At 58.7% G+C, this 25,874-nt stretch carries 27 protein-coding genes and 1 other RNA gene; 21 read left to right on the top strand and 7 right to left on the bottom strand.

Going from position 1 to position 25,874, the window contains the following annotated elements; all coding sequences use genetic code 11:
* The first annotated feature begins 177 nt into the window (after positions 1 to 177).
* The 3 genes from ACR0J0_RS07020 to ACR0J0_RS07010 all read left to right on the top strand — a co-directional run bounded on the left by ACR0J0_RS07020 (position 178) and on the right by ACR0J0_RS07010 (position 2,098).
* Entirely contained in the window at positions 178 to 840 is a 663-nt protein-coding gene (locus tag ACR0J0_RS07020; RefSeq protein ID WP_480662417.1) for a DUF1326 domain-containing protein, read from the top strand.
* 13 nt (positions 841 to 853) lie between these two features.
* Positions 854 to 1,696 (top strand): DUF2182 domain-containing protein, encoded by an 843-nt coding sequence (locus ACR0J0_RS07015; RefSeq protein ID WP_480662415.1) that lies wholly within the window; start codon positions 854 to 856, stop codon positions 1,694 to 1,696.
* Between the two features lie 69 nt (positions 1,697 to 1,765).
* On the top strand, positions 1,766 to 2,098 hold the full coding sequence (locus ACR0J0_RS07010; RefSeq protein ID WP_480662413.1) for a GYD domain-containing protein: 333 nt from the start codon (positions 1,766 to 1,768) through the stop codon (positions 2,096 to 2,098).
* 9 nt (positions 2,099 to 2,107) lie between these two features.
* Here the strand turns inward: ACR0J0_RS07010 and rnpB are convergent.
* The 5 genes from rnpB to gatC all read right to left on the bottom strand — a co-directional run bounded on the left by rnpB (position 2,108) and on the right by gatC (position 5,803).
* An RNA gene (gene rnpB / locus ACR0J0_RS07005) (RNase P RNA component class A) lies at positions 2,108 to 2,499 on the bottom strand.
* Between the two features lie 125 nt (positions 2,500 to 2,624).
* Positions 2,625 to 3,341 carry an N-acetylmuramoyl-L-alanine amidase gene (locus tag ACR0J0_RS07000; protein ID WP_480662876.1) on the bottom strand — a complete coding sequence of 239 codons (717 nt, stop codon included), beginning with the start codon at positions 3,339 to 3,341 and terminating at the stop codon, positions 2,625 to 2,627.
* Complete coding sequence (locus ACR0J0_RS06995; RefSeq protein WP_480662411.1) at positions 3,286 to 3,984, bottom strand: hypothetical protein; 699 nt, start codon at positions 3,982 to 3,984, stop codon at positions 3,286 to 3,288. Before ACR0J0_RS06995 ends, ACR0J0_RS07000 begins: the two co-directional genes overlap by 56 nt.
* A gap of 40 nt (positions 3,985 to 4,024) precedes the next feature.
* Complete coding sequence (gene gatA, locus ACR0J0_RS06990) at positions 4,025 to 5,512, bottom strand: Asp-tRNA(Asn)/Glu-tRNA(Gln) amidotransferase subunit GatA (RefSeq protein ID WP_480662409.1); 1,488 nt, start codon at positions 5,510 to 5,512, stop codon at positions 4,025 to 4,027.
* Positions 5,513 to 5,515: 3 nt separating this feature from the next.
* A complete protein-coding gene (gene gatC / locus ACR0J0_RS06985) occupies positions 5,516 to 5,803 on the bottom strand; it encodes an Asp-tRNA(Asn)/Glu-tRNA(Gln) amidotransferase subunit GatC (protein WP_058275619.1) in 288 nt (95 codons plus the stop codon).
* Positions 5,804 to 6,044: 241 nt separating this feature from the next.
* Here gatC and ACR0J0_RS06980 point away from each other — a divergent pair, with 241 nt between their 5' ends.
* Both ACR0J0_RS06980 and ACR0J0_RS06975 read left to right on the top strand, forming a co-directional pair.
* The gene (locus ACR0J0_RS06980; protein WP_480662407.1) at positions 6,045 to 6,209 is read left to right on the top strand and encodes a hypothetical protein; all 165 of its coding nucleotides are present in this window, start codon (positions 6,045 to 6,047) and stop codon (positions 6,207 to 6,209) included.
* 136 nt (positions 6,210 to 6,345) lie between these two features.
* Complete coding sequence (locus ACR0J0_RS06975) at positions 6,346 to 6,909, top strand: DUF4202 domain-containing protein (RefSeq protein ID WP_480662405.1); 564 nt, start codon at positions 6,346 to 6,348, stop codon at positions 6,907 to 6,909.
* On the opposite strand, the gene ACR0J0_RS06970 is transcribed toward ACR0J0_RS06975, so the two are convergent.
* On the bottom strand, positions 6,900 to 7,556 hold the full coding sequence (locus ACR0J0_RS06970) for a ceramidase domain-containing protein (protein WP_480662403.1): 657 nt from the start codon (positions 7,554 to 7,556) through the stop codon (positions 6,900 to 6,902). The genes ACR0J0_RS06975 and ACR0J0_RS06970 overlap by 10 nt on opposite strands.
* 59 nt (positions 7,557 to 7,615) lie before the next feature.
* On the opposite strand from ACR0J0_RS06970, the gene ACR0J0_RS06965 reads away from it, so the two are divergent.
* Positions 7,616 to 8,308: a metal-dependent hydrolase gene (locus ACR0J0_RS06965; protein ID WP_480662401.1), complete on the top strand. Its 693-nt coding sequence runs from the start codon at positions 7,616 to 7,618 to the stop codon at positions 8,306 to 8,308.
* A 41-nt stretch (positions 8,309 to 8,349) separates the two neighbouring features.
* Positions 8,350 to 9,324 (top strand): adenylate/guanylate cyclase domain-containing protein, encoded by a 975-nt coding sequence (locus ACR0J0_RS06960; protein WP_480662399.1) that lies wholly within the window; start codon positions 8,350 to 8,352, stop codon positions 9,322 to 9,324.
* 21 nt (positions 9,325 to 9,345) lie between these two features.
* On the opposite strand, the gene ACR0J0_RS06955 is transcribed toward ACR0J0_RS06960, so the two are convergent.
* Positions 9,346 to 9,801 (bottom strand): nucleoside deaminase, encoded by a 456-nt coding sequence (locus tag ACR0J0_RS06955; protein ID WP_480662397.1) that lies wholly within the window; start codon positions 9,799 to 9,801, stop codon positions 9,346 to 9,348.
* Here ACR0J0_RS06955 and ACR0J0_RS06950 point away from each other — a divergent pair.
* From ACR0J0_RS06950 to ACR0J0_RS06885, 14 genes are all read left to right on the top strand, one after another.
* Complete coding sequence (locus ACR0J0_RS06950; protein ID WP_480662395.1) at positions 9,800 to 10,672, top strand: pseudouridine synthase; 873 nt, start codon at positions 9,800 to 9,802, stop codon at positions 10,670 to 10,672. The genes ACR0J0_RS06955 and ACR0J0_RS06950 overlap by 2 nt on opposite strands.
* 174 nt (positions 10,673 to 10,846) lie before the next feature.
* Positions 10,847 to 11,761, top strand: a complete 915-nt coding sequence (locus ACR0J0_RS06945; RefSeq protein ID WP_480662393.1) for a 5-bromo-4-chloroindolyl phosphate hydrolysis family protein — start codon at positions 10,847 to 10,849, stop codon at positions 11,759 to 11,761.
* 30 nt (positions 11,762 to 11,791) lie between these two features.
* Positions 11,792 to 12,982, top strand: a complete 1,191-nt coding sequence (locus ACR0J0_RS06940) for a toxic anion resistance protein (RefSeq protein WP_480662391.1) — start codon at positions 11,792 to 11,794, stop codon at positions 12,980 to 12,982.
* Positions 12,983 to 12,995: 13 nt separating this feature from the next.
* The gene (locus ACR0J0_RS06935; RefSeq protein ID WP_480662389.1) at positions 12,996 to 13,952 is read left to right on the top strand and encodes a DUF2927 domain-containing protein; all 957 of its coding nucleotides are present in this window, start codon (positions 12,996 to 12,998) and stop codon (positions 13,950 to 13,952) included.
* A 22-nt stretch (positions 13,953 to 13,974) separates the two neighbouring features.
* Entirely contained in the window at positions 13,975 to 15,123 is a 1,149-nt protein-coding gene (locus ACR0J0_RS06930; protein ID WP_480662387.1) for an SPFH domain-containing protein, read from the top strand.
* Between the two features lie 32 nt (positions 15,124 to 15,155).
* Positions 15,156 to 16,244 (top strand): TFIIB-type zinc finger domain-containing protein, encoded by a 1,089-nt coding sequence (locus tag ACR0J0_RS06925; RefSeq protein ID WP_480662386.1) that lies wholly within the window; start codon positions 15,156 to 15,158, stop codon positions 16,242 to 16,244.
* A gap of 80 nt (positions 16,245 to 16,324) precedes the next feature.
* Positions 16,325 to 16,993 carry a nitroreductase gene (locus ACR0J0_RS06920; protein ID WP_480662384.1) on the top strand — a complete coding sequence of 223 codons (669 nt, stop codon included), beginning with the start codon at positions 16,325 to 16,327 and terminating at the stop codon, positions 16,991 to 16,993.
* 25 nt (positions 16,994 to 17,018) lie between these two features.
* Positions 17,019 to 17,456 carry a D-aminoacyl-tRNA deacylase gene (dtd, locus tag ACR0J0_RS06915; RefSeq protein WP_480662382.1) on the top strand — a complete coding sequence of 146 codons (438 nt, stop codon included), beginning with the start codon at positions 17,019 to 17,021 and terminating at the stop codon, positions 17,454 to 17,456.
* Complete coding sequence (locus ACR0J0_RS06910) at positions 17,456 to 18,559, top strand: glycerate kinase type-2 family protein (RefSeq protein ID WP_480662380.1); 1,104 nt, start codon at positions 17,456 to 17,458, stop codon at positions 18,557 to 18,559. The genes dtd and ACR0J0_RS06910 overlap by 1 nt, the downstream gene beginning before the upstream one ends.
* A gap of 51 nt (positions 18,560 to 18,610) precedes the next feature.
* The gene (locus ACR0J0_RS06905) at positions 18,611 to 20,605 is read left to right on the top strand and encodes a CocE/NonD family hydrolase (RefSeq protein ID WP_480662378.1); all 1,995 of its coding nucleotides are present in this window, start codon (positions 18,611 to 18,613) and stop codon (positions 20,603 to 20,605) included.
* A 125-nt stretch (positions 20,606 to 20,730) separates the two neighbouring features.
* A complete protein-coding gene (locus ACR0J0_RS06900; protein ID WP_480662376.1) occupies positions 20,731 to 22,317 on the top strand; it encodes an ABC transporter substrate-binding protein in 1,587 nt (528 codons plus the stop codon).
* 15 nt (positions 22,318 to 22,332) lie between these two features.
* Positions 22,333 to 23,289: an ABC transporter permease gene (locus ACR0J0_RS06895; protein ID WP_480662374.1), complete on the top strand. Its 957-nt coding sequence runs from the start codon at positions 22,333 to 22,335 to the stop codon at positions 23,287 to 23,289.
* Positions 23,286 to 24,101: an ABC transporter permease gene (locus ACR0J0_RS06890; RefSeq protein WP_480662373.1), complete on the top strand. Its 816-nt coding sequence runs from the start codon at positions 23,286 to 23,288 to the stop codon at positions 24,099 to 24,101. Before ACR0J0_RS06895 ends, ACR0J0_RS06890 begins: the two co-directional genes overlap by 4 nt.
* The gene (locus ACR0J0_RS06885; protein WP_480662371.1) at positions 24,098 to 25,735 is read left to right on the top strand and encodes an ABC transporter ATP-binding protein; all 1,638 of its coding nucleotides are present in this window, start codon (positions 24,098 to 24,100) and stop codon (positions 25,733 to 25,735) included. Before ACR0J0_RS06890 ends, ACR0J0_RS06885 begins: the two co-directional genes overlap by 4 nt.
* Positions 25,736 to 25,874: the final 139 nt, after the last annotated feature.

Below are 25,874 nucleotides of genomic sequence, written 5' to 3'. Positions count from 1 at the left end.
CGTCAGCATGCTTCAATGATCTTACAACAGGCGTATTCCCGCACATGCCTGAACCTAATTTGTATGAAATTCGAATTTGTGATAGTTTCCGCCCTACAAAAAATCCCAAGAAGCCAATTTCGGGCTCGGTCATCGAGGCACCATGAACAGGCAAGCGACTGCGAAAGCAGAGTTTGCATGGTTGATATTGTTTTGGGGGGCATCATGACAGAGTGGACCATCAAGGGCGAAGAGCTGGCCAATTGCAATTGCAACTTTGGTTGCCCGTGCCAGTTCAGCGTACTTCCAACACACGGCAATTGCGAAGCCGTCGTCGTGTTCGACATCGAAAGCGGCCACTACGGAGACACCGATCTGGCCGGAGTGCGAGCTGCGGGAGTATACTACTGGCCGGGTCCGATCCATGAGGGCAAAGGCCAGATGCAACTGATCATCGACGAAAGCGCCAGCGCAGATCAGCGCGCGGCACTTCAGGCCATCATGACGGGCGAAGATACCGATGAGATGGCAACGATGTGGTACGTCTACAGCGCAATGGCGCCGACCAAACACGAAACGCTTTACGTTCCGATTGAGCTGAACTGGGATCGCGACGAGCGCACGGGTTTTGCCAAGGTAATGGGGATATTCGACGTCGAGGTCAGCCCGATTCCGCATATCGTGTCCGGCGCGGCGCACAGGGCTTCGATTCAACTGCCGAACGGGTTCGAGTACCGTCATGCCGAGGCCGCCTCTGGCTCAGCCAAAACACATGGCGGTGAAATCAGCCTGACCTTCGACGCGACCCATGCGCATCTGGCCCATCTGAACATCTCGGGCCATGGTGTCCTGGGCGCCTGATCCGAGGCACATCATGACATCGTACCCCACTCCGCCCCGCACAGGGACGGTCGAGCGGCTGATGCGACATGACCGGGCCATTGTACTTGGCGGCGTGTTCCTGATCGTTCTGGCCTCGGCATGGTACACCATCGCCGGGATCGGCATGAAAATGACAGCGGCCGAGATGACCAGGATGGCAGGTCCGATCGGAGAGCCCATGCTAATGGGCGGTCCACCCGTTTGGGATCTGCAATACGCGATCCTGATCTTTCTCATGTGGTGGGTCATGATGATCGCGATGATGACGCCCAGCGCTGCCCCGACGGTTCTACTGTACTCGGCGATAAAGAAGGTCGGGCGCGAGCGTGCAATGGCAGCGCGCTTCAGCTTTTGTTTCTTAGCGGGTTATCTGATCGCTTGGGCATTTTTCAGCCTTGTTGCAACCGGCTTGCAGTGGGGGTTGGAAAACGTCGGGCTTTCAGATGGTCCAATGATGACAATCCGGTCCAAGGCCTTTGCCGGGTGCGTGCTGATTGCCGCCGGGGCCTATCAGTTGTCTGACCTCAAAGCCGCGTGCCTGAAGCACTGCCAGAGCCCTGCCCGGTTCATCGCAGATCACCACCGGCCCGGAGCCTATGGCGCGTTCCGGACCGGAGCCCATCACGGGTTGTACTGCCTGGGCTGCTGCTGGGCATTGATGGCGCTGCTGTTCGTGGGCGGGATCATGAACCTGTACTGGATCGCCGGTATTGCCGTGTACGTGGCGCTGGAAAAGCTACTGCCCGGTGCGCGCTGGCTGCCCGCACTGACGGGAATAGTGCTGATCGCAGCGGGTTTGTGGTTCGCTCTGGACGCAGTTCTGACTGGGTTCTGAGCAAAATTACAGGTCGTGGAGCCGGCCAATTTCATCGTTCCAAAAGCATTGATCCAAGGAGGAAAGATAATGCCTGTTTTCATCACATACGCGTCCTATTCGCAGGAAGGCATCAAAGGAATGTTGAAGAAACCCGCAGATCGCACGGCACCTGTAAAGCAGCTGTTGAAAAAGGTCGGCGGCAAGCTGCTGGCGTTTTACATGACCACCGGGGACAATGACGTTGTGGTCATAAGCGAGGCCCCGGATGGGACTGATGCAGTTGCAATTGGCATGGCCGTTGCCGCGTCCGGCGCTGTTTCAAAGATTGAAACGGTGCGTGCCTGGACGGCGAAAGATTTTGTCGCCGTCACCAAAAAAGCCGCGAAACTGACTGGTGCCTACACGCCGCCGGGCAACTGATCGAGAGATACGCGCGGAGGGCCTGTAAGCCGGATCTTGTTCCGGGGTTGCCCCCTTCGATGACCATTCCTCTAGGCCGCGCATTGCTGCACGGCTCAAGCTGCCAACCCGGTCCCTCTCGGCCAAGACGCGCTTAGCGGTGGTATCGGCTGACGCCGACCTGCCCGCGCGGGGACCCTATTTGGCATTGCTCCCGGTGGGGCTTGCCGTGCCGTCCCTGTTGCCAGAGACGCGGTGGGCTCTTACCCCACCGTTTCACCCTTACCACACGCATGTGGCGGTCTGATTTCTGTGGCGCTTTCCGTCGGGTTGCCCCGCCCGGGCGTTACCCGGCACCGTTGTCTTGTGGAGTCCGGACTTTCCTCTCGGGCTTTCGCCCCAGCGGCCATCCGGCCCTCCGCGCATTTGGGTGCGTATGCTTTGGGCCCGGCGGCGTCAAGGGTCGATGAGGGGGCGAAGAGGCCAACCCCTTCTTGGCCTGCGGCCAGTTCAACCCCGAGGTATTTTTGGCCAGGTGAAGCGCGGATTAGGTTTGTTTGCCCAACGGCGCGAGATCGGCAGGGCGCAACGGGCCTTTGCCCCAGGGTCGATAACGCAGGCGAACAGCGGACAACAGGGTTTCGTCGTCGACATCGGCGCTGAATCCGGCGGCCTTTGCCAAAGCGCGGAACTGATCCGCTGGAGCGTCTCGAGGCCCCTCACGGTTTCCGCGTCGCCCGGCCAGCGCGTTGCGTTCTAGCCGCAACCAGTCAAAGCGGGAGCCCGGATCAAATTTACGGCCTGGGGCCATGTCGGAATGCCCGATTACGCCATTTGGATGAATGTCCCAGCGGTGCATGATCTGGCGCAGCAGCCACTCCAGCACGTTCATTTGTGGCTCGGAGAACGGATGCGTGCCGGTGTTGTCCAGCTCGATGCCGATCGAGCGGGAGTTGATGTCATTCTGCCCATGCCACTCTCCGGCCCCGGCGTGCCAGGCGCGGTCCTCTTCCCGAACCATCTGCCAAAGCGTTCCGTCACCGCCAATCAGGTAATGTGCCGAGACTTCGTGAATCGGGTCGCATAGCCGGTCCAGCGCATCCTGCGCGCTATCCATGGCCGTGTAATGCAGAACGATCAGCGACGGCGTCAGCCCGTCCCTGCGCGGCCCAAAGTTGGGTGATGGATGCCAGATCGGCGTGAGTTGGTCAGTTATTGACGGCACTGCGGAATGCACTGGGATCCCAGCCGCAGGCGTAGCCATCGCCATCAGGGTCCAGCCCATTGCGATCCCGCTGCGGGCCGCCATTGGCCAGAAACTCGATCTGAGCTTGGTCAGGAGATGGGAACTTGGCGCAGTTGCGCTGAGCCTTGGCGTCGAGGTTGAAACCGGCACGGCTGTAGATCTGTGTTCCAACAGGGTTCGAAGTACTCAGAGCATATTGCACGATATTCGGTTGCCCATCCGTGCCGCGCTGCGGAACAGCGGTCGGCGTGACGACCTCGTAGGTCTGGCGATTCTGCTGAATCAGCGCCGCGTCGGATTCAATTGTGCGGCGGCCGGATACGACCTCAAAATCCTGCTCATCGGAGATCGCGTTGCTGCTGGTCGCAGAAAGCGGGGCCTGAGTGACCGTGCTCTGACCCGATGTGCTGGCCAAAGCGGCAGCTGTTGCCGAGGCGATATCCGCGTTTTCGCCTGTCGGAATTGTACCGGGCGCGCCCAGTTGCTGTTCTGACACTTCAGCCGGGCCAACCAAAGGGTTTCCGGTATACCCCTGCCCCGCCAGTTCAGCTTCGCGCTGTGCCTGGTATTGAGGCGTATTGAAACCTGTACCCTGGACCGGGGCCACCGTGTTGCAGGCGGCCACAAGCCCGATTGCGGGGATCAGAAGCGTAAAGCGCATTCAGCTGCTCCGTCTTAGCTGGTCTTGCCTGATCCGAGGATTACCACCATTTCCCCGGCTTGGCCACAAACCCGGCGGCGCTTTCCAGCGCATAGGCTGTGTTCAGCAGATCGCCTTCTTCCCAAGGACGGCCAATTAGCTGCAGACCAAGCGGCAGACCTTGTTTGTCCAGACCAGCCGGGACCGCGATACCGGGCAGACCGGCCAGGTTTACCGTCACAGTAAAGACGTCGTTCAAATACATCTGAACCGGATCCGCTTCGGTCATTTCACCCAGACCAAAGGCTGCCGATGGAGTCGCCGGGGTCAGGATGGCGTCGACTCCGGCCGCGAACACGTCTTCGAAGTCTTTCTTGATCAATGTACGAACACGGCGCGCGCGGTTGTAATAGGCGTCGTAGAAACCGGCCGACAGCACGTAGGTGCCCACCATGACACGGCGCTGAACCTCGTGGCCGAAGCCTTCTGCGCGGGTTTTCTCGTACATCTCGGTGATGCCGTCGCCCTGCGCCAGCGTAGCGCGGCGGCCATAGCGAACACCGTCATAGCGCGCGAGGTTCGAGGATGCCTCGGCCGGGGCAATCACGTAATACGCGGGCAACGCGTATTTGGTGTGCGGCAGCGAGATATCGTCGATCTCGGCGCCCGCAGCCTTCAGCATCTCGGCCCCTTCGGCCCAGAGCTTTTCAATCTCGGCAGGCATACCCTCCATACGGTATTCCTTGGGGATACCGATTTTCTTGCCCTTGATATCGCCGGTCAGCATCGCCTCGAAATTCGGAACGGCCAGTTCGGCACTCGTCGAATCCTTGGGGTCGTGACCGCACATCGCCTCCAGCATGATGGCCGCGTCGCGCACGTCTTTGGTCATCGGCCCGGCCTGATCCAGCGAGGATGCAAAAGCCACGATACCCCAGCGCGAGCACCGGCCATAGGTCGGCTTGATGCCGGTGATGCCGGTGAAGGCGGCGGGCTGACGGATCGAACCGCCGGTGTCGGTGCCGGTGGCCGCAAGACACAGGTCAGCGGACACGGCCGAGGCCGATCCACCAGACGAACCACCTGGTGTCAATTGCGCATCATCATTGCCACGACGCCATGGGCTGACCGCGTTGCCGTAGACGGAGGTTTCGTTGGACGAGCCCATCGCGAATTCGTCCATGTTCAGCTTGCCCAGCATCACAGCGCCAGCATCGGCCAGTTGCTGGGACACGGTGGATTCGTATTCGGGTTTGAAGCCTTCCAGAATTTTCGAGGCGGCTTGCGAGGGTACGCCTTTGGTGCAGAACAAATCCTTGATGCCGATCGGCAGGCCGCACATCGACGGGGCGTCGCCAGCCTTGATCCGCTCATCCGCAGCCTTGGCGCGTTCTAGCGCGATCTCGGGTGTCTTATGGACAAAAGCGTTCAGCGCGTCGGCCTCATCAATAGCCTTCAGGCAAGATTCGGTCAGTTCAACCGAAGTCACTTCACCCTTACGCAGCGCGTCGCGGGCTTCGGCCAGGCCCAGTTTGTTCAGATCGCTCATGTCTTACTCCACAACTTTGGGAACAGCGAAGAACCCTTCGCGCGCATCAGGGGCGTTGGCCAGAACCTTGTCCTGCTGATTGCCATCGGTGACCACGTCCTCACGACGCTTCAGGCGCATCGGTTCGACCGAGACCATCGGCTCGACGCCTTCGACATCCACTTCGTTGAGTTGCTCGATGAACCCAAGGATGGTGTTGAACTCGGATGCCAGCGCCGGCAGCGCGTCATCCTCGACCTTGATCCGGGCCAGTTTGGCCACCTTGGCGGCATTGCTTTGGTCAATCGACATCGGATATCCTCATATGCGTTAGGGGGCATTTACCTGTCTGGTCGTCGGGTCGCAAGACCGCCGAGGCCCCGATCCTGCCTTGGATCTGTCGCGAAGGTCCACAAAATCCGATCCGGCCATTCAATTCTGCATACCCCCTATGCAAAAAAGTAAACCGATTAGTTCATTTTGCCCCTTGAAAAACTGAACTGAACTGTTCACTTCATATGGCATGGCACAGCCTAGAAATCGGAGAAAAGCGATGAAAACGTTCATGACCGCCTTTGTATTGGCCACCACAGTTCTTGCAGCGCAGGCCCAGGCAGGCGCTTTTGGCCCAACCATGGACACCCTGACCCGTAGCCTGATGTTCCCCGATCAGGTTTCCGAGCCCGTCACTCAGGATCAGACCAAGCCGGGCAAGTGACATGACCCGCGGCCGGGTCGGTGAAACTGTCGCCGACCCGGCAATTGCTTGCTGCACCCCGCACGGCAAACCGTTACGATGGCACGAAATGACCACCGGACTGCGCTGCAGATCCGACAAGCCAACGGAGCGGAAGATGAACGCGCGCAAGCAAGCTGTTCTGGACGCAATTGATGCGGCCAACTCACATGACCCCAAGTTAGAAGACGGCCAGCCAGCCGAGCTATTGTATGGTCAGCGCATGAGCGCCGAGTTGGACCGATTGTTCCCGGATGCATCCGACCCACTGCAGATCGCCGCGCGGGGTCAGCACGTGGAGCGTTGGAAACTGGCGCGTAGCGAGTATCCCGAAGGTCGCGCCGGATACCTTGCCTGGCGCAAGGCGCAGGGCGTCCATCACGCTGACGTCGTAACGGGCTTGATGGAACAGAACGGCTACGACGCCGACGACATCGAAGCCGCCGATCGTATGCTGCGCAAACAGGGCATCAAGCGCGACGATGAGGTTCAGGCGCTTGAAGACGTGATCTGTTTTGTTTTCCTTAAATGGTATTTCGCTCCGTTCGCCGAAAAGCACTCAGCCGAGAAAATCCAGAGCATCGTCGAAAAGACTGCCCGCAAAATGTCAGCCGACGGCCGGGCGCGGGTTTTGTCCGAATTCGACCTGCCCGACCATCTGGCCATCGCGTTTCAAGACTGAGACGCGCGGGCCATATGCCGCCGATAGACCTCGATCATCCAGCCCAGCATGACGGCGTTCAGGATATGCCACATGAAATGCGTGCCCAATGGGATTTGTCCGCAAATCGGTTCGTCCAGCGCGCGAAAGGTGATCGAGGCGATCAGGATCACCGCTCCGATGGCCAGACCACGGGCGGTGTCCGGCACCCGGTGGCGCAGCAAAAACGCATAGATCAGGATCAGCAGCGGTACCGGCGCATAGGCCGCTGATCCACCCAGACCGGGCACAAATTCAAACAGGGGCACCGTCGCTGCGGCATAGGGAATGAACAGCGCCGCCACGAACCCGGCCGTCAGCGGCCGCATGTGCCAGACGTCCCGGTTGATCGCGAAGATATAGACCAGAATGTACAGCAGGATCGGCAGAACGTCCGCCATCGCCGCCCAGGCCTGCGCGTGGGTATGGAACAGGTAACTGCCGACCCCGATGGCGGCGAGAATGAATACCAGCAGCATCGCCAAAGGCATCCCATGCCCGCGCACACGCCGCCACATGACAAAAGCCGCGATCAGAAACGCGGCGTTTGTCACTGCATTTATCGGCTCGGCCCAATAGGCGGGCGACAAGCGCTCGCAATAGCCATCAATTTCCTGAAACCAGTCCATGAACTTTTACATATCCGATGTTAGGTTAAAGCCAACACTTTGTTCGGGAGGACTATTTCATGGATATCATTTGGCTGGGTCACGGCAGCTTTCGCATCGAAACCGGAGGCCAGGTTCTGCTGATCGACCCCTGGCTGACAGGCAACCCAGTCTTGTCCGAGGACCAGCACGATGCCGCCCTTGAAGGCGCGACACATATTCTGTTGACACATACGCATTTCGATCATGTCGCAGATGTCGTCTCGCTGGCCAAACATCTGAACGTTCCGGTGGTCGGTCAATACGACCTGATGGGGTATTGGAGCGAGGCCGAGGGGCTAGAAACCATCGGTTATAACAAAGGCGGAACCGTGAACCTGAACGGGATCAAAGTGTCGATGGTCCCGGCCTCGCACAGCTCGACCTTTTCCACGCCGGACGGGCTGCGCACCGGCGGCAGCGAAGTCGGGTTCATGATCGCCTCGGAAGGGCACATGCTCTATGTCTCGGGCGATACCGACATCATGGCTGATATGGATTGGATGGGGGACTACTACAAACCCGATATCGGCATCCTGTCTGCCGGCGGGCACTTCACGATGGACATGAAAGGCGCGGCGTATGCGGCCAAGCGGTACTTCAACTTCAAGACCGTGATTCCCTGCCACTACAAGACCTTTCCGGTTCTGGAACAATCGGCTCAGGCCCTGATTGACGGTTTGCCGGGTGTGGAGGTCATTGAGCCGGCAGTGATGACGCCGATACGGCTATAAGATATAGTCAAAGTCGTATTTCGAACCAAAATCTTCAAAGAATGGATGATCGCATTGCCACATCTCCGGAATTGGAGGCCATAGTACAAAGGTGGGTCTCGGCATTTGGCGCGCGTGATACAGATGTCGTCGTCAATCTGTTTTCAAAGTCCAGTGCTCTGACATATCTGGGATCAGCGGACGACGAGTTCTGGATCGGAGACGCGCTTCGGACCGGGTACAAAGCCTATATCGAGGACGTCCCGAAATTCGTTATCAACGAGTCCAGCATCGTCGCGCATGAAATTGGCTCGGTCGGATGGGCTGTCTGGCGCGCCAAGGTCTACGCGCCGGAAACAGACAAGGCGGTGAATTTTCGTATTTCCTTTGTATTCATTCTTGAAGACGCCGTGTGGCGCATTGTTCAGATCCACAATTCCAATCCCGTTTCGAATATTGAAGCGATGGGGTTCGAATCCAAAAGCTTCGACGACCTGTTGCTGGGCGTGGATCAGGAAGAACTGCAGCAAAGCCCTTCGGGCATAGCGTCGATCATGTTCACCGACATCGCCGACAGCTCGGCCATCGCACAGGCGATCGGTGATCAACTCTGGAACCGGGCCGTCAGGTGTCACTTGGAAAAAGTCGAAGCGCAGATCGATCAAACAGGTGGGAAAATGATAAAATCGCTGGGCGACGGGACAATGTCCGTGTTCCCAACTGCCCGTAGTGCGCTTGAGGCAGCCCAGTCGATCCAGCAAAAATTGCATTCCGACAAAATCGAACCGCGCCTTCGGGCCAGAATCGGCATTCACACAGGCGATGTTCTGGAGACCGACGGGGACTATTTTGGAACGGTGGTAAACAAAGCGGCGCGGATCGCATCTCTGTGCGCCCCGGATGAGATTCGTGTGTCTGACGCCACCAGGATAATGGTTGGAAGCGGAAAACAGTTCTCGTTTTCCGATGCCGCAACGGTCCCGCTGAAAGGCCTGAAGGGAGACCACAAGATCTACAGGCTTGACTGGCAGAAGTGACACCGCTGCACGGCGCCAAGTTCAGGTCGCCCGCCGCTCGGCAAAGAAAGATTTCAGCAGGTTTTCGGATTCCGTTGCCGAGAGTCCGTCGTAAACCTCGGGCACATGATGGGCTTGCGGATGCGAAAACACGCGCGCGCCATGAGCAACGCCACCGGATTTTGGATCGGAGGCCCCGTAATAGATGCGACGGATACGTGCCGCCGCCAATGCCGCCGCACACATCGCGCAGGGTTCCAACGTCACATAGAGATCGTGATCAGGCAGACGCTCGGACCCGACTTCGGCGCAGGCCGCTCGCAGTGCCAGAATCTCGGCATGGGCGGTGGGATCATTCAGCTCTCGCGTACGATTACCGTCGGCAGAGACGACCCTGCCGTCGGTCGAAACGATGACCGCACCCACCGGAACTTCGCCGCGATCTGCTGCCGCGCGCGCCTGTTCCAGCGCGAGTTTCATATGAGATCTGAACTCCATGCCCCTCACTGCCTCAGAAACCTGTCTTTCGCAAGCGGGCGGGATGCGCTATGGCCAGCGGATGAGCAACACCCCTCCCCCCGGCGACCGGATCGCCAAAGTCCTTGCCCGCGCAGGCATTGCCTCGCGCCGCGAAGCCGAGCGCATGATCGAAGCCGGTCGTGTCAGCGTGAATGGCAAGACCATCGACAGCCCCGCGCTGAACGTCACCGCCAAAGACAAAATCAACGTCGACGGCAAACCGGTGTCAGAACCGGAACCCTCGCGCTTGTGGCTGTATCACAAACCGCCCGGTCTGGTTACAACGACCCGAGACGAAAAGGGGCGCGCGACGATCTTCGACAATCTGCCCGAGGATATGCCCCGCGTCATGAGCGTTGGCCGGTTGGACCTGAACTCGGAGGGATTGCTGCTGCTGACCAACGACGGAGGCATCAAGCGCAAGCTTGAACTGCCCGCGACAGGCTGGCTGCGGAAGTACCGCGTGCGAGTGAATGGCCGCCCCAAGGACGAGGATTTCGAACCCTTGCGCAAGGGACTGGTGATTGAGGGCGAACGCTTTCAGCCGATGACCGTCACGCTGGACCGCCAGCAAGGAGCAAACGCCTGGCTTACTATCGGTCTGCGCGAAGGCAAGAACCGCGAAATCCGCCGCGCAATGGAAGACATCGGCTTTGCCGTGAACCGTCTTTTGCGCGTGTCCTATGGCCCCTTTCAGTTGGGAAATCTAAAGCCCGGAGAGGTCGAGGAAATTCGCCGCAGGGTCATGCGGGATCAATTAGGGCTGGACGCCGAACCCGACGCCCCGACCAAACGGCCCGCCCGCCCCCAGAGAAAACGGCCTCCGATCGGCAAGAAACCTCGCAAGTGACGCAGGTTAGGCAACCTTCCCCCTAGCGCCATGGCCTCTCATGGCCTAGATTTCCACAAGGGGCATACTTGGGGGGCGCCATGTCCGGGACCGGAGTGCAAAAATTAGCCTATGTCGTGCTGTTGGCACTAATGCTTGGCGTGTGCACTGGCCTGTTAGGGGGCTTGTGAGCGCATGACCAAACGGTATGGCGGAAAATACAGCCCTCAAGGCGACTCGGCACAGCCGGACCAAAACCCGCGTGGTCAGTTTGACGGGGCTCGTGTCGAACCCGCCGGTGCCCGCGCCAACTTTTTGTTTCTACCAGCTATACCTCTGGTGTTTCTGTCCCTGAACGACGGCGCAGTGGGCATGACGATCGGACTGATTGCGGCCGGTGTTCTGACCGCAGCCGCCTTCCTGCTGCGCGAGGGGTTGCGGGCCGAGTCCGCCTATCACGCCCGACGCACAGCTCGACGTCCGGCTTTTCCCAGAAAGATATTCTCCAGCCTGTTGACCGGGCTTGGAATCGGCCTGGCCGCCTATCGCACCGAGTTTCTGGACGCTGCGACAGCGTCCGAGGCCAGTCTGATCGCCCCGATCCTGTTTGGAGTGGTGGCAAGCGTCCTGCACTCCGTCTCCTTCGGAATTGACCCGATGAAAGACAAGGGCATGGAAGGTATCGACACCTTTCAGCAAGACCGCGTCGCCCGTGTGGTCGAGGACGCCGAAACCCATTTGTCCGAAATGACGGATGCCGTAAAACGTGCCGGCGACCGCAGGATCGAAGCGCGTGTGGAACGGTTTCAGGATACCGCACGCGACCTTTTCCGCACGGTCGAAGAAGATCCGCGTGACTTGGCAGGAGCACGAAAGTACCTGACGGTTTACCTTCAGGGTGCACGTGACGCGACAATCAAGTTCGCAGATGTTTATTCCCGCACCCGCGATGCACAGGCTCTGGCAGACTTCTCGTCTTTGCTGGATGACCTTGAACAGAATTTCGCGGCACGTACCCGCAAAATGCTTTTGGATGACCGCAGCGATCTGACGGTCGAGATTGATGTGTTGCGCGAAAGACTGCAACGCGAAGGCGTCCGGTTGGACTGACCGGCCATCATTTGAGAGAGGATTATCCCCATGTCCGATGACATCAAGAACAAGGCGGTCGAAGCTGAAACGCTGGTGCAGGAGGTAACGGCCGTTGCCCTGCCAGACCCCACGGCCGAGGTCGTCTCGCTTGAGGAAGCCGACGAACCTGTTGGCGCTGAAATCCGTAAGCGGATGGCAGAGATCGACATGGAGAACACCAACTCCATCGTTTCCTTTGGGTCCTCTGCACAGGCAGAGCTGCAGGAAATCAGTCAAGCCATGCTGGCGGACGTGCGCAACAAGGATGTGGGCCCCGCCGGTGACAGCTTGCGCAACATCGTGACCACGATCCGCGGGTTTTCGGTCAGCGAACTGGATGTCCGGCGCGAGCGCAGCTGGTGGGAGAAACTGATCGGCAAAGCGGCGCCTTTTGCCAAGTTCACCGCGCAATATGAAGAGGTTCAGGGTCAGATCGACCGGATCACCGACGACCTGTTGTCACACGAACATACGCTGCTGAAAGACATTAAGTCTTTGGATTTGCTCTACGAAAAGACGCTGGGTTTCTATGATGAACTCGCGCTGTACATCGCTGCAGGCGAGGAAAAGCTGACCGAACTGGACAGCCATGATATCCCCGAAAAAGAGGCCGAAGTTCAGGCCGCGCCTGAGGATGAGCAAGTCATGAAAGCGCAGGAACTGCGCGACCTGCGCGCTGCGCGCGATGATCTGGAGCGTCGGGTGCATGACCTGAAACTGACCCGCCAGGTGACGATGCAGTCGCTGCCCTCGATCCGGCTGGTGCAGGAAAATGATAAGTCGCTGGTGACCAAGATCAACTCGACACTCGTCAACACAGTGCCTCTGTGGGAGACGCAGTTGGCACAGGCGGTCACCATTCAGCGCAGTGCCGAGGCAGCCTCTGCCGTACGTGACGCAAATGACCTGACGAATGAGTTGCTTACGTCCAACGCTGCCAATCTGCGTCAGTCGAACAAGATGATCCGCGAAGAAATGGAACGCGGCGTCTTTGATATCGAAGCGGTCAAACAGGCCAACGCCGACCTCATCGGAACGATCAACGAAAGTCTGGCGATTGCTGACGAAGGCAAGGCCAAGCGCGCTGCCGCCGAGCAAGAGCTGCAGAAGATGGAAGCCGAACTGCGCGACACGCTGGCCGCTGCCAAGGCCCGCAAGGACGGGGTCGGCGACAACGCTGGAACTGCGGTTTCGAGCTAAAGGCAGGCTGGGCGTGCGATTTTCGAGTGCACTTAAACCCGCGTTGGCGCTTGTATCGCTGCTGGCTTTGGCCAATTGCGATGAGGCACTGACGTCATCCGTTGTTCCGGAACAGCGTCCTGTCGCACCTGCGCCTGAGCCAAACGCTTATGTCCCGCCGTCAGCCGCCAGTCAGGATTTGACGCGGTTTTATGAACGGGTCGAACGTGACTTGCTGACAAGAGGACTGTTACGCACAGACGGAGGTGGTCCGGACACCCCCTACGACGCAGACGATCTGGCCCGAAATTTTGAGGCGATTGCCTTTTACAGCGAATACCCCGACCATGCGGTGGCCGTTGCGTCCCGCCAAACGGACGGGCAGCTGAGCCGTTGGGCGGGGCCTGTGCGGGTCCAAACCGAATTTGGCCCTTCTGTCCTGCCGGCCACCCGCACGCAGGACGTGGCCGAGGTGGAATCGTATTCCGCAAGACTGGCCAGAGTGACAGGGCACCCGATTTCGGTGGTCAGCCGACGGGCTAATTTTTATGTCTTCTTTGCGGGCAAGGACGATAGCGTCTACGTGGTTAGCCGGTTGAAACAGTTGATCCCGAATATCAGCCAGGATTCTCTGGATCTTGTGGCAAACCCGCGCTCCGACATCGATTGCTTTGTTTTTGCTCTGGGCAACAGCTCGGCCCCAAATAAATACGTTCGGGCCGTGACCCTGATCCGGTCTGAACTGCCAGATCTGCTGCGTCGCAGTTGCATTCACGAGGAGATAGCTCAGGGGTTGGGGCTGTCCAACGACAGCCCGGCTGCACGTCCGTCGATCTTCAACGACGATGACGAGTTTGCGCTGCTGACCAGCCATGACGAAAAACTACTGACAATGTTGTACGATCCGCGCTTGGAAACCGGTGTTTCGGTCGACAACGCCCGCCCCGTGGTGCGGATCATTGCACGTGAACTGACGGGCCAGCCGCTCTGAGCCCCGGAAGAGGAGAACCCCAATGGGCATTTTCGATTTTCTGACCGGAGAATTCATCGACGTCATCCACTGGGTCGACGACACCCGCGATACCATGGTCTGGCGCTTCGAACGTGAGGGCCACGCGATCAAATACGGCGCCAAGCTGACTGTGCGCGAAGGTCAGGCTGCGGTCTTTGTCCATGAAGGGCAACTGGCGGACGTTTTCACGCCGGGTCTCTATATGCTTGAGACCAACAACATGCCGATCCTGACGACGCTGCAGCACTGGGACCACGGGTTTCAGTCGCCGTTCAAATCCGAGATCTATTTCGTCAACACGACCCGTTTCAACGATCTGAAATGGGGCACCAAGAACCCGATCATGCTGCGGGACCCCGAATTTGGGCCTACTCGCATCCGCGCCTTCGGCACCTATACGGTCAGGGTCAAGGATCCCGCGAAGTTCCTGATCGAAATCGTCGGCACAGATGGCGAATTCACCATGGATGAGATCAGCTTTCAGATCCGCAACATCATCGTGCAGGAGTTCAGCCGCGTAATCGCAGGTTCTGGTATCCCGGTTCTGGACATGGCGGCCAACACCGCCGATCTGGGCAAGCTGATCGCCGCCGAAGTCTCGCCAGTGCTGGAAGGCTATGGGCTGGAGATGCCCGAGTTCTATATCGAGAATATCTCTCTGCCGCCCGCCGTCGAGGCCGCGCTGGACAAGCGCACCTCAATGGGGCTGGCTGGCGATCTGGGCAAGTTCACGCAATATTCCGCAGCCGAAGCGATGACCGCTGCTGCCAATAACCCCGGTCAGGGGGGTGGCATGGGTGCCGGACTTGGCATGGGTATGGGCATGGCGATGGCGCAGCAGATGTCGAACATGGCAGCGGGTCAACCGAGCGGCCCGTGGGGAGCGCCCGCCCCCGCTGCCCCGCAACCACCAGCGCATGCGGCACCGCCTCCCCCTCCCCCGGTCGAGCATGTCTGGCATATCGCGGTGGATGGACAAACCAGCGGCCCGTTCTCGAAGGCAAAGATGGGGCGCATGGCGACCGAGGGCGAGATCACGCGCGATACCCATGTCTGGACCGCCGGTCAGGATGGCTGGAAGAAGGCCGGGGACGTGCGGGAACTGGCCCAACTGTTCACGATCCTGCCTCCGCCTCCGCCGGGTGCCTGATTTTGGCATAAATGGATGACCAAGGCTCAGCAATGACCGACGAACACCGCTTTCCCTGCGATCAATGCGGCGCGGATTACCGGTTCAACCCCGGCGATGGCACGCTGACCTGCGACCATTGCGGGCATTCGGAAACTATCGGTACCAGCCCATGGGGCGGCGCCAGTTTGAAAGAGCTGGATTTCAATGCAGCGCTGCAAGACAAGCTGCCCGAAGGTGAAATTGAAGAAACCCGCGTTCTGTCCTGTCCGAACTGCGCGGCTCAGGTAGAATTCGACCCAAACACCCACGCGGCGGAATGCCCGTTCTGCGCTACGCCCGTTGTCACTGAAACTGGCGTTAATCGGCATATAAAACCCAAGGGCGTTCTGCCCTTTGCATTGGACGAGCGTTCGGCCCACAAGGCGATGTCGGATTGGCTTGGCAAGCTTTGGTTCGCGCCGAACGGTTTGAAGGAATATGCCCGCAAGGGCCGCAAGATGCAGGGGATATATGTCCCCTACTGGACCTTCGATGCGGATACGCAGTCCAGCTATCAGGGCGAACGTGGCACGGTTTATTACGAAACCCGAACGGTCATGCGCGACGGCAAGCCAATGCAGCAGCGTGTGGCCAAAGTGCGGTGGTCCCCAAAATCCGGCCGGGTTGCGCGGTTTTTTGATGATGTGCTGGTGCTGGCATCTCGGTCCTTACCCAAAAGCTATACGGACGCGTTGGAGCCGTGGGATTTGGCTGCGCTGGAACCATATCAGCCCGAATACCTGGCAGGGTTCCGGGCTGAGGCTTACACAGTTGAGTTGCAGGACGGATACGCCGAGGCCCGTGGGCACATGGCTCGCGTGATCGAACGGGACGTGCGGTTTGATATCGGTGGTGACAGGCAACGTATTCATGCGATCGACACAGATGTGCGGAACGTGACTTTCAAGCATGTCTTGTTGCCTGTCTGGATGGCTGCATACAAATATCGCGGCGCAACTTATCGTTTTGTTGTGAATGGCAGAACAGGTCGAGTTCAGGGTGAGCGCCCGTGGTCCGCAATCAAAATCACCATCGCAGTGGTTCTTGGACTGTTGGTCGCGGCGGGTGTTGGCTATCTTATGGCTACCGGTCAGCAGTAAACACTGTTTCCGTTTAAACGCTTGAACATCCCGGAACCTCACGTCATCCTCCGCCTCGTCAACACGAAGGGGAGGACAGCATGACGCCATCAGATCTGGATCGATTGCTGACCGAGCGGCATTCCTGTCGCGCTTTTCGCCCTGACCCCGTGCCGAAGGCCCAGATCGAGCAGATTTTGACCTGCGCATCGCGTGCGCCAAGCTGGTGCAATGCGCAGCCTTGGAACATCGTGATTACCAGTGGTAGCGAGACCGACGTGTTCCGAAAGGCATTGCAGAATGAGGTCGCGATCGGCGCTCCAGAACCGGACTTGCCGTTCCCGACTGCGTATAATGGCGTCTATCAGGCGCGTCGACGCGAATGCGGCTGGGCGCTGTATGAGGCCGTTGGCGTCGAACGCGGCGACCGGACAGGCTCAACCAGGCAAATGCTTGAAAACTTCAACCTTTTCGGCGCCCCCCATTGCGCAATCGTCTCAAGCCCTAAAGACCTCGGGTCTTATGGTGCAATGGATTGCGGTGGGTTTGTCATGGCCTTCACGCTGGCAGCACAAGCCTTGGGCATTGCCACGATCCCTCAGGCCGCTGTGGCCAGCTATGGCAAATTCCTGCACCGGTATTTCGGCATTCCAGACGACCGTTTGATATTGTGCGCAATATCTTTCGGTTACTCAGATGCAGACCATCCGGCGAATGGGTTTCGGACCAGCCGCGCTGATCTGGGCGAGATTGCCAGCTGGCTGGGTTAATCATGTCATCAAACGGAGAACAAATTTGCGCGCAGTTTTACAAAGGGTGTCTCGGGCCAACGTCTCGGTCGGCGGAAACCAGATCGGGCAAACTGGCCCAGGCTTGATGATCCTGGTCTGCGCCATGCAGGGTGACGACGAACACAAGGCCGACCAACTTGCGGCCAAGGTCTCAAAACTGCGAATTTTCAAGGATGATGCCGGAAAGATGAACCTATCTGTCGTAGATGTCGGCGGCTCGGCTTTGGTGATCAGTCAGTTTACACTCGCCGCCGATACCTCTCGCGGGAACAGACCCGGCTTTTCCGAAGCAGCCCCCCCGGATCAGGGCAAGCACCTTTACGAGGTGTTTTCGCAGCGGCTGCAGGACAAAGGCGTACCGGTCGAAACCGGTGAGTTCGGGGCTGATATGGCAGTGGAATTGGTCAATGACGGGCCGGTTACGATTTGGGTGGAAAGTTGATGGATCAAAGGCAACAGGCAATCCGCATCTGGCAAGCCGGGGTAAACGCGGTTGACGGACAGAGGGCCACGAAGGCTGTTCTGGACGACATCCCGGCACCGGACCAAATCCTGGCAGTCGGTAAAGCGGCAGCAGCCATGGCCCGCGCGGCATTGGAACATTTTGGGCCACGCCCGACACTGGTCGTGACCAAGGACGATCATGGCCGCGACTTGCCGGAAAACGTGGAAGTGATCGAAGCCTCCCACCCTGTGCCCGACGTGCGCAGCCTCGACGGTGGCCGCGCCCTGCGCGAGACGATTGAGGCCATGCCACCCGGTTCGCACGTTTTGCTGCTGGTGTCGGGCGGTGCATCCTCGCTGGCTGAGGATTTGCTTCCGGAAAAAACTCTGGCCGATCTGGAACATTTGAACAAACGGCTTCTGGCCGAGGGTCTGGACATCACTGCGATGAATGCGGAACGCCGCAAGCTGTCGCGGATCAAGGGCGGCGGGCTTCTGTCACATTTTGGGGGGGCAAAAGCGACCGTTCTGGCGATTTCAGACGTTCCGGGTGATGATCTGAATGTCATCGGGTCCGGCATTGGTGCTCTACCTGAAACACATGAGTTTGAGGCGACGACCCAGATCGTCGCGTCCAACGCTCATGCGCGCTCTGCCGCGGTCGATCTTGCACGCGCCCAAGGTTTTCAGGTGCTGGCTGATGAAGAGTGCTTGCACGATGATGTCAAGCGGGTCGCCACGGCGCTGGGGCAACGGCTACGAGACATGGAACCCGGCGCCATGGTTTTCGGCGGTGAACCAACAGTGGTCCTGCCGGACAACCCGGGTCGCGGTGGACGCAACCAAGCACTTGCGCTGGCGCTGGCCCGTGAAATCGCCGGAGTTTCGGAGCTGACCGTGGTCGTCGGTGGAACTGATGGTACCGATGGCCCGACCAATGCAGCCGGAGCGGTGGTTGACGGTGCGACCTGGGGCGATGGAGCCGAGCGTGCCCTGCAACGTGCTGACAGCGGTAGTTTTCTGGACGCTGCTGGCGCATTGTTGGTTACAGGACCCACCGGAACGAATGTGATGGACCTTGTTGTCGCATTAAGGCGTTGATTTGACGATTTTCACGCATACCAAAGCGAAAAAGACCGAGACACTCTTAGAATGACGCGCTCGCCCAATTCGCTATGCGATATCGAAGATTTACCGGATGTCGGCATAGTGATGCCGGATGGGTGTCAACTTTCAGCACGCGTCTGGCGCCCGGTTGACGCCGACGAAAATCCCGTTCCGGCCATTCTTGAGTTCCTCCCCTACCGCAAACGTGACGGCACGGCGCCGCGCGATGCTCTGACCCATCCCTGGTTTGCCAAACGCGGCTATGCCTGCATTCGCGTAGACATGCGCGGTAATGGCGACAGCGAAGGGATGATGGAGGATGAATATACCCAGCAAGAGCTGGATGATGCCGTGTCGACAATTCGATGGCTGGCCGAACAGACGTGGTGTTCCGGGGCGGTTGGCATGATGGGAATCAGTTGGGGTGGTTTCAACGCCCTACAGGTTGCGGCCCTGCAACCAGCCCCCTTGAAAGCAATCATCACACTGTGTTCAACGGCTGACCGGTATGCGGACGACATCCACTATAAGGGCGGTTGCCTGCTAAACGAAAATCTGGGCTGGGGCGCGACCATGTGGTCCTATTCGTCCCGAGCCCCCGATCCGGCGCTGCGCCAGAACTGGCGTGAGCTGTGGCTTGAGCGTCTTGAAAACGAACCCTTCCTGCCGTCGGTCTGGCTGCGCCATCAGACACGGGATGCCTATTGGTGTCATGGCTCGGTCTGCGAAGATTTCAACGCGATCCGCGCGGCGACCCTTGCTGTTGGCGGTTGGGGCGATGCGTATAAGAATACTGTGCCGTTGTTGGTTGAACAGCTTGATGCCCCGGTGAAGGGTATCGTCGGCCCGTGGGTACATAAGTATCCGCACTTTGCAGTGCCCGAGCCACGAATCGGTTTCTTGCAAGAAGCGCTGCGCTGGTGGGATCACTGGCTGAAAGGTTTGGACACGGGCGTTGAGAACGATCCCGACTATCGAGCCTATCTGATGGACGGGGTCCGCCCGCAGCGGTGGTATGCAGAAAGACCCGGGCGCTGGATTGCCGAACAGACTGGGGCGACGTCACATCTGCCTGACCTAAAACTGGCCCTGTCGGATGACAGGCTTGGCCGGGATGGATCACTGAACAGGCGCGTACGCTCCCCCCAGACCTGCGGCATGGACGGAGGGGAGTATTGCGCCATTTGGCTGGGTCCTGACATGCCGGGGGATCAGCGCGCAGACGATGCGTTGTCCGCTTGTTTCGATGGTTCGCCTTTGTCCGAAGATCTGGACATCGTTGGCGCACCACGCATTCGGTTGAAGGTCAGCGCTGACCGGCCACAGGCGCAGATCGCGGTGCGGCTGAACCACGTCCACCCGGACGGTGCATCGACCCGGATTACCTATGGCGTCTTGAACCTGTCGCATCGTGACGGTCACGCGAATCCAACTCCGCTGGAGCCCGGAAAACCTTATGAAGTTACACTGGATCTGGACCACATCGCCTATCGCGTTCCCAAAGGGCATCGTCTGCGCGTTGCTGTTTCCAGCGCGTATTGGCCACTGATCTGGCCGTCACCTGAACCTGTCGAGATACATTTGACCGGCGGTGAGATTTCGATCCCGAACCGGGCGACACCGGGCGGAGACGAGCATGTGTTCCAACCGCCCGAATCCGAAACCCCGCGCGAGGCCACGACATTGCGCGACAGCAGCAATTCGCGGCGTGTGGAAACCGATATGAACTCGGGTAAAACCAGTCTTGTCATCGAAGACGACTTTGGTCTTGTCACTGACGACCACCACGGTTTGACCCATGGCGGGACTGCATTTGAACGCTGGACCATTCATCCGGATGACCCGCTATCCGCCCGAGGGTATTGCCACTGGACGCAGGAACTCAGCCGGGACGGAATTGACCTGCACACCGAAACGTCCTGTGAAATGTGGTCCGACCGGGACAACTTTTATTTGCAGGCGAAAATAAGTGCCTTTGAAAACGGAACTTTGGTATTTTCCAAGCAAACGGAGGACACCGTTCAACGCAACCAGATGTGATATTTTGGTTGGCAAAGGTCAGACATTTGTCCTTGCTCGGCAGACCGAAATGCGCCTACCTTGACTCATGCGTCAATAAAAAAGTCCGACAAGGGCTGTAATCCAATCAACTGGGAGACCAATAAATGAACGAACAACTCACTCACATGGCCGGTCAGGTCACAGCGGGCAAACTCACCCGTCGCGAATTCATGGGGAAAGCTGCGGCTCTGGGTGTGTCGGCAGCGATGGCCAGCACCATGTTTGCCGATGCAGCGCGTGCGGCTGGCCCCAAAAAGGGCGGCGACCTGAAGTTCGGCTTGCAGGGTGGTGAATCGACCAACTCGCTGGACCCGGCAACTTACGCAAGCTCGGTTCCTTTCCAGAACGGTAAACAGTTCGGGGACCAGCTTGTGGAGGTTGCACCCGACGGGTCGATCGAGCCGCGCCTCGCGGAAGCCGTCGAAGGCAGCGCGGACGCCAAGGTCTGGACATTCAAGCTGCGTCAGGGCGTCGAGTTCCACAACGGCAAGACCATGACCAGCGAAGACGTGCTGAAGACCATGCAACGCCACTCGAACGAAGACTCCAAGTCAGGTGCCCTGGGCATCATGAAGGGCATTGAGTCGATGAAGGCCGATGGCGACAACTTCCAGGTCACTCTGACCGAGCCGAACGCTGACCTTCCCTATCTGATGGCCGATTACCACCTGATCATTCAACCGGACGGCGGCATGGACGATCCGGGTGCAGGTATCGGCACAGGACCATACAAGGTAGAAGTGAACGAGCCCGGTGTACGTCACCTCTACACAAAGTTTGAAAACCACTGGAACCCCGATTTCGGCAACTTCGACAGTGTCGAAGTGATCGTCATCAACGATGCGACCGCGCGTACCGCCGCACTGCAATCTGGTCAGGTTCACGCGATCAACCGCGTTGAACCAAAGGTTGCCGATCTGCTGGGCCGCGCACCGAACCTGACTGTGCACTCGACTGCAGGTCGCGGGCACTACGTGTTCATCATGCACTGCGACACTGCGCCATTCGACAACAACGAACTGCGTCTGGCGCTGAAACACGCAATCAACCGTCAGGACTTGGTCGACAAGGTTCTGCGCGGGTACGGCACGATTGGCAACGACATGCCAATCAATGCGGCATACCCGCTATTTGACGGCTCAATCCCGCAGCGCGAGTTCAGCCTTGAAAAAGCGGCGGAGCATTACCAGAAGTCGGGTCATGACGGGTCGCCGATCATCCTGCGTGTGGCAGATGGTGCCTTCCCAGGTGCTGTGGATGCCGCAGCTCTGTTCCAGCAAAGCGCCGCTCAGGCCGGTATCCCGCTGGAGATCAAACGTGAGCCCAACGACGGTTACTGGTCCGAAGTCTGGAACGTTCAGCCATTCTGCGCCTCCTATTGGGGCGGCCGTCCGGTGCAAGACCAGATGTACGCGACCGCGTACCTGTCGACTGCCGACTGGAACGACACCCGCTTCAAGATTCCGGAATTCGACGAAATGCTGTTCGCGGCACGCGCCGAACTGGACAACGACAAACGTAAGGACATCTACAGCAAGATGGGCATGATGGTCCGCGATCAGGGTGGTCTGATCTGCCCGATGTTCAACGACTTTGTCGAGGGCGTCACCAATCAGCTCGAAGGTTGGGAGAGCGACCCGACCCAAGAGATGATGAATGGCAACATGTCCCGCAAAATGTGGTTCTCCTGATAGGGCCCACAGTTAATGCATCCAATCATCAAACTGGTTTCCCAGCGCCTTGCGCTGGGACTCCTTCTTCTCTTCGGTGCATCGGCTCTGATTTTCGGCCTCACTGAAGCCCTGCCCGGGGACGCTGCGCAAGCGGTCCTGGGTCAAGCTGCAACCCCCGAGGCGCTGGCAAACCTGCGCGAGGAAATGGGCCTCAACCGTCCCGCTTTGACCCGCTATTTCGAATGGCTGGGCGGCATTCTGCAGGGCGATCTGGGTCAGTCACTGACCAACAAACTGGATATTGCAGACTCGATCGGCAATCGTCTGGGCAACACTCTGTTTCTGGCGTTCTGGGCCGCTGTCGTATCGGTTCCGCTTGCCATCTTTCTCGGCCTTCTGGCCGTCCGCTATCGCAATCGCTGGCCGGACAAGCTGATTTCAGCTGTTACCCTGACCACGATTTCCATACCCGAATTCCTGATCGGTTACGTTCTGGTCTATTTCATTGCCGTTAAGCTGGGCATGTTCTCGCCTCTTGCGATGATCAACGACAGCATGTCCTTCGGGCAAAAGCTGAACTCGATCGCTTTGCCGGTCATCGTGCTGACGCTGGTCGTTCTGGCGCATATGATGCGCATGACCCGCGCCGCAATTCTGAACGTGATGCAGTCGGCCTATGTGGAAACGGCCGAACTGAAAGGTCTGAGCAATTTTCAGGTCATTTACCGCCATGCTTTCCCCAACGCGGTCGCGCCCATCGTTAACGTAGTGATGCTGAACCTGGCCTATCTGGTCGTTGGCGTCGTCGTGGTTGAGGTGGTGTTCGTCTATCCCGGCATGGGGCAGTATCTGGTTGATCACGTGACCAAACGTGACGTGCCGGTGGTGCTGGCTTGCGGCGTGATCTTCGCCGCCATCTATATCGGACTGAACATGATTGCGGACATCGTTGCCATTCTGGCCAACCCAAGGCTGAGGCATCCGAAATGAAGAATATCCCAATCTCTGCAATGATCGGGCTGGCATTCACAGCCCTGTACTTCATCATCGCGATTTTTGCGCCTCTGCTGGCCCCATACGGCATGGCCGAAGTCGTTGGCGATGTGTGGGAGCCGTCCAGCTCGCAATTTTGGCTGGGCACTGACAACATTGGCCGCGACCTTCTCAGCCGCATGATCTATGGCGGGCGCACGACGATCTTTATTGCCACTGCTGCCACCATCCTTAGCTTTGTAACAGGTTCGATCCTTGGGTTTCTGGCCGCCGTTCTTGGCGGATGGGCGGATCAGGTCATGTCCCGTGCGGTGGACCTTATCATGTCGATCCCGACGCTGATCTTCGCGCTGGTCGTTCTGGCTATGGTGCCTGTCACCGTGCCCGTCCTGATCATCGTCATGGGTTTGCTGGACTCAACTCGCGTTTATCGTCTGGCTCGTGCTGTGGCCGTGGATATCGCCGTGATGGACTATGTCGAAGCCGCAAAGCTGCGTGGCGAAGGACAATCGTGGATCATCTTCCGGGAAATCCTGCCCAACGCATTGTCGCCGCTGGTCGCTGAACTTGGCCTGCGGTTCATCTTCATGGTTCTGTTTGTCTCAACTCTGTCGTTCTTGGGTCTGGGCGTTCAGCCGCCGCTGGCGGACTGGGGCGGCATCGTGAAGGAAAACAAGGACGGTATCGTTTATGGGATCGGCGCGGCTCTGTACCCCGCAGTGGCCATCGCGACGCTGGCCATCTCGGTCAATCTTGTGGCTGACTGGGTTCTGAACCGTACCACATCGCTGAAAGGAGGCCGGGGATGAGTGATACCCTTCTCAAGGTCCGCGACCTCAAAATCGGCGCGACCGTCTACCCGCCAGGTGAAAAACCCCATGACATCGAAATCGTGCACGGGGTCAGCTTTGACCTCGAGCGCGGCAAGGTGCTGGGTTTGATCGGTGAATCCGGTGCAGGCAAGTCTACCATCGGTCTGGCTTCGATGGCTTATGGCCGAGGTGGTGTGAAAATCACCGGCGGCGAGGTTTGGGTCAATGGGCGCGATATCCTCAAGACGTCGCACAGAGATATCCGAAAACTGCGCGGAGGTGAGGTTACGTACGTGTCTCAATCCGCTGCTGCGTCTTTCAACCCGGCCAAGAAGATCATGGATCAGGTGATCGAGGCTGCGGTTGAACAGAAGAAGTTCAGCCGCAAAGAGGCCGAGGGGCGCGCACGCGAACTGTTCGCCAAGCTGGGTCTGCCCGATCCGGACAATATCGGTGATCGCTATCCGCACCAGGTCTCGGGTGGGCAGCTGCAGCGCTGCATGACCGCGCTGGCGCTATGTCCGGAACCCGATCTGGTGGTGTTCGACGAACCCACCACGGCGCTGGACGTGACCACCCAGATCGACGTTCTGATGGCGATCAAAGAGGCCATTGCCGATACCGGCGTTGCAGCGCTCTACATCACGCACGACCTTGCTGTTGTGGCTCAGGTGAGCGACGACATCATGGTTCTTCGGATGGGGAACACGGTCGAATACGGTCACACCGATCAGATCATCAACAACCCGCAAGAAGAGTACACGCAAGCGCTGGTCTCGGTCCGCTCGATCGAACACGAAGAAAAGAAGCCCACACCAGAACCGGTGCTCAGCGTGGACGGCATCACCGCACGCTACAAGGGACTGAATTTCGACGTGCTTCACAACGTCAATGTCGAGCTTCATCCGGGGCAGACGCTGGCGGTTGTGGGCGAATCCGGCTCGGGCAAATCGACGCTGGCGCGTGTGATCACCGGTCTGCTGCCGCCGCGCGATGGTGAGATTACCTTCGCCGGGCGCAAGCTCAGTGGTGATCTGAAAGGCCGATCCCGCGAAGACCTGCGAGAGTTGCAGATGATTTACCAGATGGCTGACGTGGCGATGAACCCGCGTCAGACCGTTGGTACGATCATAGGGCGACCGCTGGAGTTCTACTTCAACATGCGTGGTGCTGAGAAGCGCAAGCGGATCATTGAGCTGCTGGATGAGATCGAGTTGGGCGAAAAGTTCATCGACCGCTATCCGGCCGAACTGTCCGGTGGTCAGAAACAGCGTGTCTGCATCGCCCGGTCTCTGGCGGCCAAGCCCAAGATGATCATCTGCGATGAGGTCACCTCGGCGCTTGATCCATTGGTTGCGGACGGCATCCTGAAGCTGCTGCTGGACCTGCAAAAGATCGAGGACGTGGCCTATCTGTTCATCACCCACGATCTAGCGACGGTCCGCGCGATCAGCGACAGCATCGCGGTGATGTATCAGGGCCGCGTGGTTCGCTATGGTTCGAAAAGCGAGGTGCTGAGCCCGCCGTTCGACGACTATACCGACCTGCTGCTCAGCTCGGTTCCCGAAATGCATCTGGGCTGGCTGGAAGAGGTCGTCGCCCATCGCAAAATGGAGAGCGCGGGCAACTGATCGCTTCGTGACAGTTCGATGAAGAATCAAAATCCCGGCACCTTGTTCGATGACAGGTGTCGGGATTTTGCTATTGGGGGCGCGAACGGGCAGACCCCTGATCGCGAATCCCCTAGGGTCGCCAGAAATATCTAGTCAA

The sequence above is a fragment of the Ruegeria sp. BF12 genome, from assembly GCF_056538705.1.
Note: the sequence above shows the minus strand (reverse complement) of the source record. Positions and strands in the feature narration are given on the sequence as shown.

What these genes read in the sequence shown, in the direction of transcription:
- ACR0J0_RS07020 (WP_480662417.1), top strand. Translation starts at nt 178, where the DNA reads ATGGTTGATATTGTTTTGGGGGGCATCATGACAGAGTGGACCATCAAG.
- ACR0J0_RS07015 (WP_480662415.1), top strand. Translation starts at nt 854, where the DNA reads ATGACATCGTACCCCACTCCGCCCCGCACAGGGACGGTCGAGCGGCTG.
- ACR0J0_RS07010 (WP_480662413.1), top strand. Translation starts at nt 1,766, where the DNA reads ATGCCTGTTTTCATCACATACGCGTCCTATTCGCAGGAAGGCATCAAA.
- ACR0J0_RS07000 (WP_480662876.1), bottom strand. Translation starts at nt 3,341, where the DNA reads ATGGCTACGCCTGCGGCTGGGATCCCAGTGCATTCCGCAGTGCCGTCA.
- ACR0J0_RS06995 (WP_480662411.1), bottom strand. Translation starts at nt 3,984, where the DNA reads ATGCGCTTTACGCTTCTGATCCCCGCAATCGGGCTTGTGGCCGCCTGC.
- gatA (WP_480662409.1), bottom strand. Translation starts at nt 5,512, where the DNA reads ATGAGCGATCTGAACAAACTGGGCCTGGCCGAAGCCCGCGACGCGCTG.
- gatC (WP_058275619.1), bottom strand. Translation starts at nt 5,803, where the DNA reads ATGTCGATTGACCAAAGCAATGCCGCCAAGGTGGCCAAACTGGCCCGG.
- ACR0J0_RS06980 (WP_480662407.1), top strand. Translation starts at nt 6,045, where the DNA reads ATGAAAACGTTCATGACCGCCTTTGTATTGGCCACCACAGTTCTTGCA.
- ACR0J0_RS06975 (WP_480662405.1), top strand. Translation starts at nt 6,346, where the DNA reads ATGAACGCGCGCAAGCAAGCTGTTCTGGACGCAATTGATGCGGCCAAC.
- ACR0J0_RS06970 (WP_480662403.1), bottom strand. Translation starts at nt 7,556, where the DNA reads ATGGACTGGTTTCAGGAAATTGATGGCTATTGCGAGCGCTTGTCGCCC.
- ACR0J0_RS06965 (WP_480662401.1), top strand. Translation starts at nt 7,616, where the DNA reads ATGGATATCATTTGGCTGGGTCACGGCAGCTTTCGCATCGAAACCGGA.
- ACR0J0_RS06960 (WP_480662399.1), top strand. Translation starts at nt 8,350, where the DNA reads ATGGATGATCGCATTGCCACATCTCCGGAATTGGAGGCCATAGTACAA.
- ACR0J0_RS06950 (WP_480662395.1), top strand. Translation starts at nt 9,800, where the DNA reads ATGCCCCTCACTGCCTCAGAAACCTGTCTTTCGCAAGCGGGCGGGATG.
- ACR0J0_RS06955 (WP_480662397.1), bottom strand. Translation starts at nt 9,801, where the DNA reads ATGGAGTTCAGATCTCATATGAAACTCGCGCTGGAACAGGCGCGCGCG.
- ACR0J0_RS06945 (WP_480662393.1), top strand. Translation starts at nt 10,847, where the DNA reads ATGACCAAACGGTATGGCGGAAAATACAGCCCTCAAGGCGACTCGGCA.
- ACR0J0_RS06940 (WP_480662391.1), top strand. Translation starts at nt 11,792, where the DNA reads ATGTCCGATGACATCAAGAACAAGGCGGTCGAAGCTGAAACGCTGGTG.
- ACR0J0_RS06930 (WP_480662387.1), top strand. Translation starts at nt 13,975, where the DNA reads ATGGGCATTTTCGATTTTCTGACCGGAGAATTCATCGACGTCATCCAC.
- ACR0J0_RS06925 (WP_480662386.1), top strand. Translation starts at nt 15,156, where the DNA reads ATGACCGACGAACACCGCTTTCCCTGCGATCAATGCGGCGCGGATTAC.
- ACR0J0_RS06920 (WP_480662384.1), top strand. Translation starts at nt 16,325, where the DNA reads ATGACGCCATCAGATCTGGATCGATTGCTGACCGAGCGGCATTCCTGT.
- ACR0J0_RS06910 (WP_480662380.1), top strand. Translation starts at nt 17,456, where the DNA reads ATGGATCAAAGGCAACAGGCAATCCGCATCTGGCAAGCCGGGGTAAAC.
- ACR0J0_RS06905 (WP_480662378.1), top strand. Translation starts at nt 18,611, where the DNA reads ATGACGCGCTCGCCCAATTCGCTATGCGATATCGAAGATTTACCGGAT.
- ACR0J0_RS06900 (WP_480662376.1), top strand. Translation starts at nt 20,731, where the DNA reads ATGAACGAACAACTCACTCACATGGCCGGTCAGGTCACAGCGGGCAAA.
- ACR0J0_RS06895 (WP_480662374.1), top strand. Translation starts at nt 22,333, where the DNA reads ATGCATCCAATCATCAAACTGGTTTCCCAGCGCCTTGCGCTGGGACTC.
- ACR0J0_RS06890 (WP_480662373.1), top strand. Translation starts at nt 23,286, where the DNA reads ATGAAGAATATCCCAATCTCTGCAATGATCGGGCTGGCATTCACAGCC.
- ACR0J0_RS06885 (WP_480662371.1), top strand. Translation starts at nt 24,098, where the DNA reads ATGAGTGATACCCTTCTCAAGGTCCGCGACCTCAAAATCGGCGCGACC.